This window comes from Streptomyces daliensis (assembly GCF_054782395.1).
This window is the reverse complement of record NZ_BAAGSO010000080.1, coordinates 1-7,890: the sequence shown is the minus strand read 5'-3', so window position 1 is coordinate 7,890 and position 7,890 is coordinate 1. Positions and strand designations below refer to the sequence as shown.

At 72.3% G+C, this 7,890-nt stretch carries 1 protein-coding gene; it reads left to right on the top strand.

The genetic code is table 11. The annotated features are described in order from the left end of the window. The coding region (locus ACYVOO_RS18350; RefSeq protein WP_461016708.1) for an amino acid adenylation domain-containing protein at positions 1-7,890 on the top strand (7,890 nt) is incomplete at both ends.

Here is a 7,890-nt window from a genome sequence, read left to right as displayed (position 1 = left end):
TGGAGCAGATGGTGCTCACGCTTGAGGGGCGTGTTGATGCGGGGGTGTTGCGGTCGTCGTGGGAGGCGTTGCTGGAGCGGCACGGGGTGCTGCGGTCGGGGTTCCGTCAGCTCGCCGGGATGGAACAGCCCGTCCAGATGGTCGTGCGTCACGCGGTTCTGCCGTGGCGTGAGGAGGATGTGTCCGGGCGGGGGGAGGAGGTGGCCTGGGCGGAGGCGGAGCGTATCGGTGCCGAGGACCGGGCCCGCCGCTTCGACCTGGCGCGCCCGCCGTTGCTGAGGGTGGCGTTGGTGAAGGTGGCTGCGGAGCGGTATCGGTTGCTGGTGACGTTGCATCACATCCTGTTGGACGGCTGGTCGCTGCCTGTTCTGATGCGGGAGTTGTGGGCCTGCTACGCGGCCGACGGCAGCGCCTCCGGCCTCCCCGCTGTGGCTCCGTACCGTGACTATCTGGCCTGGCTGACCCGTCAGGACAAGCAGGCAGCACGCGACGCCTGGCAGCAGGAGTTCACGGGCGCGGAGGAGCCCACCCTCGTCGCACCGGGTGACCCGGACACCGAAACCGCGTCGGAGGCGGTGTCCCGTCACGCGGACCCCCAACTGACCGCGTCACTGGATGCGTTGGCCCGTAGTCATGGGGTGACGCTGAACACGGTCGTGCAGGTGGCGTGGGCCGTGGTCCTGGGCCAGCTCGTCGGGCGTCGTGACGTGGTCTTCGGCGCCACCGTGGCCGGGCGTCCCGCCGATCTGCCCGGCATGGAGAACATGCTCGGCCTGTTCATCAACACCGTGCCCGTGCGCGTGCGGCTCGATCCGGCCCAGACCGTGACCGCGCTGCTGGCAGGGCTCCAGGCCCAGCAGTCGGCGCTGCTGGACCACCAGCACCTGAGCCTCACCGAGATCCAGCGGCTCGCCGGCCCCGGCGCCACCTTCGACACCCTCCTCGCCTACGAGAACTTCCCCACCGGAACGCACACGTCGGACCACTCGCGCGGTGATACGCAGGAGTTCGGCTCGGGCGGAGTGACGGTCACCGAGGCCAGGACACAGGAGTCGGTCAACTACCCGCTGTGGCTGGTGGTCGACCCCATGGGCGGACTGCGCGTCCAGCTGACGTACCGCTCCGACGTCCTCGAAGACCGCGCGGCCGAGGCGCTCGTCGGTCGGCTGCTGCGGCTGCTGGAGCGGATGGCGGCCGACCCGCAGGCGCGCATCGGCCGCATCGGCCTTCTCGACGACGCGGAGCACGCACGCGTCACCGCCGAGTGGAACGACACCTCGCGCACCGTCACCGAGGGCGCGCTGCCCGAGCTGTTCCAGGCACAGGCGGACCGCACACCCGACGCCGTGGCGATGACCGACGGCGACCGGGACTGGTCGTACGCGGAGCTGAACCGCACCGCCGACCGGGTGGCCTGCGGGCTCATCGCACGCGGTGTGCGGCGCGGACAGCTCGTCGGCGTGGTCATGGAACGGTCGGCGGGCATGGTGGCGGTGCTGCTCGGTGTGGCCAAGGCGGGCGCGGGCTATGTGCCCGTGGACCCGGACTGGCCCGCCGCCCGGACACGGCTGGTGCTGGAGCGGTCCGCGCTGATCGTCGCGGACGGCGACACGGTCGACGCACAGCCCGTTGACGTGGTGTCCGCCGACGAACTGTTCGCCGGACCCGACGGCACCCCGGGGGTCGCGGTGTCGCCCGAAGACGTGGCCTACGTGATGTACACCTCCGGTTCGACCGGTGTGCCGAAGGGCGTGGAGGTCACCCAGAGCGATGTGACCGCGCTGGCCCAGGACAGCCGGTTCGCGCGCGGACACGAGTGCGTCCTGCTCCACTCGCCGCAGACCTTCGACGCCTCCACCTACGAACTGTGGGCGCCCCTGCTGAGCGGCGGCCGGATCGTCGTCGCCCCGCCCGGCGTGGTCACAGCGCCGCTCGTGCGGGAACTGGTCACCCGGCACGGCATCACCGCGATGTGGCTGACGGCCGCGCTGTTCCACCTCTTCGCGCAGGACGACCCGGAGTGCCTGAGCGGACTGCGCGAGGTGTGGACCGGCGGCGACGCGGTGCAGGCCGACGCGGTGCGCAGGGTGCGGGAGGCATGCCCCCGGCTGGTCGTCGTGGACGGCTACGGGCCGACCGAGACCACCACCTTCGCCACCTCCCACCGGATCGAGGCGGACGTGCCGGTCCCGGCCGTCGTGCCGATCGGCAGGCCGCTGGACAACATGCGGCTCTACGTCCTCGACGAGTTCCTGCGCCCCGCGCCCCAGGGCATCTCCGGCGAGCTGTACATAGCCGGAGCCGGTCTGGCCCGCGGCTACGCGGACCGGCCGGGCCTGACCGCCGAGCGGTTCGTGCCCTGCCCCTTCGTGCCCGGCGCGCGGATGTACCGGACCGGGGACCTGGTGCGCTGGAACGACAACGGCGAGCTGGTGTTCGTCGGCCGGGTGGACGCCCAGGTGAAGCTGCGCGGCTTCCGCGTGGAACCCGGCGAGATCGAGGCGGTCGTCGCCGACCACCCGGACGTCGGACAGGCCGCCGTGGTGGTCCGCGAGGACAGGCCGGGCGAGAAGCGGGTGGTCGGCTACGTCGTACCCGACGGGCGGGAGGTGGACGGCCAGCAGGTGCGCGACCACGTCGCCGGGATACTCCCCGAACACATGGTTCCCGCGGTGGTGCTGGTCCTCGACGCGCTGCCCGTGACGGTGAACGGGAAGGTGGACAGGGCGGCGCTGCCGGCGCCGGACTTCGGTGGGCTGGTCTCGGGACGTGCGCCCCGTACACCGGCCGAGGAGGCGCTGTCCGGCCTGTTCGCCGAGGTGCTGAGCCTGGAACGGGTCGGCGTCGAGGACAGCTTCTTCGAGCTGGGCGGCGACTCGATCATGTCGATGCAGCTCGCGTCCCGTGCACGCCGCGCTGGCTGGGTGGTGACTCCGCGTCAGGTCTTCGAGGAGAAGACCACGGAGCGGCTGGCGCTCGTCGTGGAACCCGTCGAAACGGCGGAGACCGAGGGCACGGGCACCACCGCCGAGAACGCGGGCGAGCTGGCGATGACACCGGTGATGCGATGGCTGGGCGACGGGGCTACCCGCCCCGGATTCGCCCAGTGGACGGTACTGGGTGCCCCCGAGGGCCTGGGGCTGGAGACGTTGCGGGCGGGGTTGGGTGCGTTGGTGGATGCGCACGACATGCTGCGTGCGCGTGTCGTGTTCGGTGGGGGTGCGGGTGTGGATCCGGTGTTGGTGGTGGGTGAGCGGGGTTCGGTTGATGTGGGTGCGTTGGTGAGCCGGGTCGATGCGGCTGAGGTGGCTGAGGGTGAGTTGGACCGGGTGGCGGGGGATGCGGCTCGTGCGGTGGTGGATGGGCTGGATCCGGTGGCGGGTGTGATGGTGCGTGCGGTGTGGGTGGATGCGGGTGCTGGGCGTGTGGGTCGGGTGGTGTTGCTGGTGCATCACCTGGCGGTGGACGGTGTGTCGTGGCGTGTGCTGTTGCCGGATCTGGAGTTGGCGTGTGGTGAGGTGGCTGCGGGTCGGGTGCCGGTGTTGGATCCGGTGGGTACGTCGTTCCGTGGCTGGTCGTTGGAGTTGGCGCGGCAGGCGCGCAGTGCGGAGCGGGTGGCGGAGCTGGAGGCGTGGACCGCGCTGGCCGGTGGCGGGAACGGTGGCGGTGGCGGGGGCGGGGGTGTGCCCGAGCCGCTGCTGGGACAGCGCGCACTCGACCCCCAGCGCGACACGGTGCGCACACTGCGCCACCGCTCCTGGACCGTCCCGGTGGCGCAGGCGGCCACCCTGACCGGCAGGACGCCCGCGGCCTTCCGCTGCGGTGTCCACGACGTCCTCCTGGCCACCCTCACCGGGGCCGTCACCCAGTGGCGCCAGGACACCGGCACCGGCACCGGAGCCGAAGAAACCGGAGTCCTCCTGGACGTCGAGGGCCACGGCCGCGAACCCCTGAACGGCCTGGACCTCTCCCGCACGGTCGGCTGGTTCACCAATGTGCACCCCCTCCGGCTCGACGCCGGAACCACCGACCTCGCCGACGCACTGGCGGGCGGCGAGGCGGCGGGCGAGCTGCTGAAGGCGGTCAAGGAGCAGGCGCGCGCTGTGCCCGGCGACGGGCTCGGCCACGGCCTGCTGCGCTACCTCAACCCGGAGACGGCACCGAGGCTGGCGGCCCTGCCGGCGCCGCAGATCGGATTCAACTACCTGGGCCGGTTCGCCACCGGCACCAGGTCGGGCCCGCCCGGAGCCTGGCAGATGGCCGGCGAGTCCGCCGTCGGCGGCTCCGCCGACCCGGACGCCCCCGCGACGCACGCGCTGGACGCGGGCGCCTCGGTACGGGACACCCCGGAGGGCCCCGAGCTGACGGTCACACTGAGCTGGCCCGGCGAGCTGCTGGACGACGACGAGGTGGAGCGTCTGGGCCGGGCATGGCTGGAGATGCTGACCGGCCTCGCCGACCACACCACGGGCGACACGGAAGCGGGCGGACACACCCCGTCCGACTTCCCCCTCCTCGCGCTGACGCAGGAGGACGTCGAGAACCTGGAGACCACCGTCCCCGGACTCGTGGACATCTGGCCGCTGTCGCCGTTGCAGGAGGGGATGCTGTTCCACTCCGCCTACGACGACGGCGAGGCGGACGTGTACGGGGGACAGCGGGCGCTCGCCCTCGACGGGCCGCTGGACGTCGCACGGCTGCGCGCGTCCTGGGACGCGATGCTGCAACGGCACCCGATCCTCCGGGCGAGCTTCCACCGCAGCGTCTCGGGCGAGGCACTCCAGGTGATCGCCCGCGACGTGGAGCTGCCGTGGCGCACCGCCGACCTGTCGGGGCTCACGGAGCAGGAGGCGGCGGCCGAGATGGCGCGGCTGTCCGCGAGCGAGCTGTCGGCACGATTCGACCTGACCAGGGGCCCGCTGCTGCGGCTCCTCCTCGTCCGGCTCGGCGAGCGGCGGCACCGTCTGGTGATGACCACGCACCACATCATCGTGGACGGCTGGTCCCTGCCCGTGCTGCTCAACGAGCTGTCGGCGGTGTACGCGGCGGGCGGCGAAGCCCGCGAACTGCCCGTGGCACCCTCCTACCGGGACTACCTGGCGTGGCTGGACCGGCAGGACAAGGAAGCGACACGTGCCGCCTGGCGCGCTGAGCTGGCCGGAGCCGACGAGCCGACCCGTGTCGTCCCCGCGGAGACGGTCAGGGTGCCCGTGCGCCCCGAGCTGGTGCGCAGGGAGTGCACCGTCGAGCTGACGGCCACCCTGACCGACCTGGCCCGTGAGTACGGGCTGACCGTGGCGACGGTGGTGCAGGGTGCCTGGGCGCTGGTGCTGGCGCGACTCGCCGGACGCACGGACGTGGTGTTCGGCAGCACCGTCGCGGGCCGTCCCACGGACCTTCCGGGAGCTGAGTCGGCCGTCGGCCTGTTCATCAACACGCTCCCCGTGCGGGTGGACCTGAAGGCCCGGCAGTCGGTCGCCGAGATGCTCACCGGACTTCAGCAGCGTCAGATCGGCCTGATGGGCCACCAGCACGCCGGGCTCGCGGAGATCAACCAACTGGCTGGCCCCGGCGCCGAGTTCGACACGCTGATGGTCTACGAGAACTACCCGCGCCCCGCCGACGAGCCCGCAGGGCCCGACAGCCTCACCATCCGTCCCGCAGGGGAGACACAGGACGCGAGCCACTACCCGCTGGGTCTGATCGTGGGCCCGGGGGAACGGCTGGAGGCCCAGCTCGACTACCGGCCCGATGTGTTCGTACGGGCCGAGGCGGAGGCGATCCTCGAATCGCTGCTGCGGGTGCTGGAACAGATCGCGGCCGACCCGTCGGCGCCCGTCGCCCAGGTGAGCGTGCTGGACGAGCGCCGGCGCGCGATGCTCACCGAGGAGTGGCACGACACGGCGCACCCGGTCACGGCCGGAACGCTGCCCGAGCTGTTCGGCCGGAGCGTGGAGCGGTGGCGGCACGCGGTCGCCGTGACATCGGACGAACAGAACCTCACCTACGGCGAGTCGGAGGCGAGCGCCGGTCGGCTGGCCCGCCACCTCATCGCCTCGGGTGTGGGCCCCGAGTGCCGGGTGGCGGCGGTGGTGGAGCGGTCGGCGGCGATGGTCGTCACCCTGCTGGCGATTTCCATGGCGGGTGGCGTCTTCGTCCCCGTCGACCCGAACTATCCGGCGGACCGGATCGCCTTCGTGCTCCAGGACGCGGACCCCGCCGTGGTGATGTGCACCTCGGCCACCCGCGACGTGGTGCCCGAGGAGTTCGCACACCGGTCCATGGCACTGGACGACCCGTCGGTCGTCGAGGCGCTGGCCGCCCGCGAACCCGGCCCGGTCCCGGACAGTGAGCGGCTCGGACGGCTGCGTACCGGCAACGCGGCATACGTGATCTACACCTCCGGATCCACCGGCCGTCCGAAGGGCGTCGTCGTCTCCCACACGGGACTGGCGAACCTGGCACACGCCCAGATCGAGCGCTTCGGCGTCCACCCGGACGCGCGGGTGCTCCAGTTCGCCTCGCTGAGCTTCGACGCCGCCGTCTCCGAGCTGTGCATGACCTTCCTCTCGGGCGCCTCGCTCGCGGTGGTCGGCACGGACGCGCTGCCGCCCCAGGTGTCGCTCAGCGAAGCGGTGCGCGCGACAGGGGCGACACATGTGACCGTGCCCCCCAGCGTGCTGGCCGTCGAGGACACACTGCCGGACGCGCTGGAGACGGTGGTCGTCGCGGGTGAGGCGTGCCCGCCCGGCCTGGTGGACCGGTGGTCGGGCGACCGTCGGATGGTCAACGCGTACGGGCCGACCGAGGTGACGGTGTGCGCGGCCATGAGCCTGCCCCTGTCACCGGGCGGCGGCGACGTCGTGCCGATCGGCCGCCCCCTGGCCAACGCGCGGACCTTCGTGCTGGACGCGTTCCTCCAGCCGGTCCCGGTCGGTGCCGAGGGCGAGCTGTACGTCGCAGGGCCAGGGCTGGCCCGCGGCTATGCGGGCCGTACGGGCCTGACGGCTGAGCGGTTCGTGGCCTGCCCGTTCGTGCCCGGTGCGCGGATGTACCGGACAGGGGACGTGGTGCGCTGGACCGCCGAAGGACAGCTGGTGTTCGTCGGCCGCGCGGACACACAGGTCAAGGTGCGCGGGTACCGCATCGAGCTGGAAGAGATCGAGGCGGCGCTGGCCGCGCACCCGGAGGTGACACAGGCCGTGGTCGTCGTACGGGGCGACGGCCCCGGCGACAAGCGGATCGTCGGCTACGTCGTCGCGGATACCCCCGAGGCCGCCCGTGACGCACTGCCCGAGGCACTGCGCACCCACCTGGCGGGCGTCCTGCCCGAGTACATGGTGCCCACGGTGGTCGTGCCACTGGACCGGCTGCCGATGACGGTGAACGGGAAGGTGGACAGGGCGGCGCTGCCCGCGCCGGACTTCGGTGGGCTGGTCTCGGGACGTGCGCCCCGTACACCGGCCGAGGAGGCGCTGTGCGGCCTGTTCGCCGAGGTGCTGGGACTGGAGCGGGTCGGTGTCGACGACGACTTCTTCGCGCTGGGCGGCGACTCGATCACCTCGATGCAGCTCGCCTCCCGTTCCCGTCGCGCCGGACTGGTGGTGACTCCGCGTCAGGTCTTCGAGGAGAAGACAGCGGAGCGGCTGGCACTCGTGGCCGAGGCGGCCGACGCCGCCGAGCGCACCGGTGTGGACGACACGGGAGTGGGCGAGATCGCCTGGACTCCGGTGATGCGGGCGTTCGGCGAGGCGGCAGCCGGTCCGCGGTTCGCCCAGTGGATGGTGGCGGGCGCCCCGGCCGCGCTCGGGCTGGAGACGTTGCGGGCGGGGTTGGGTGCGTTGGTGGATGCGCACGACATGCTGCGTGCGCGTGTCGTGTTCGGTGGGG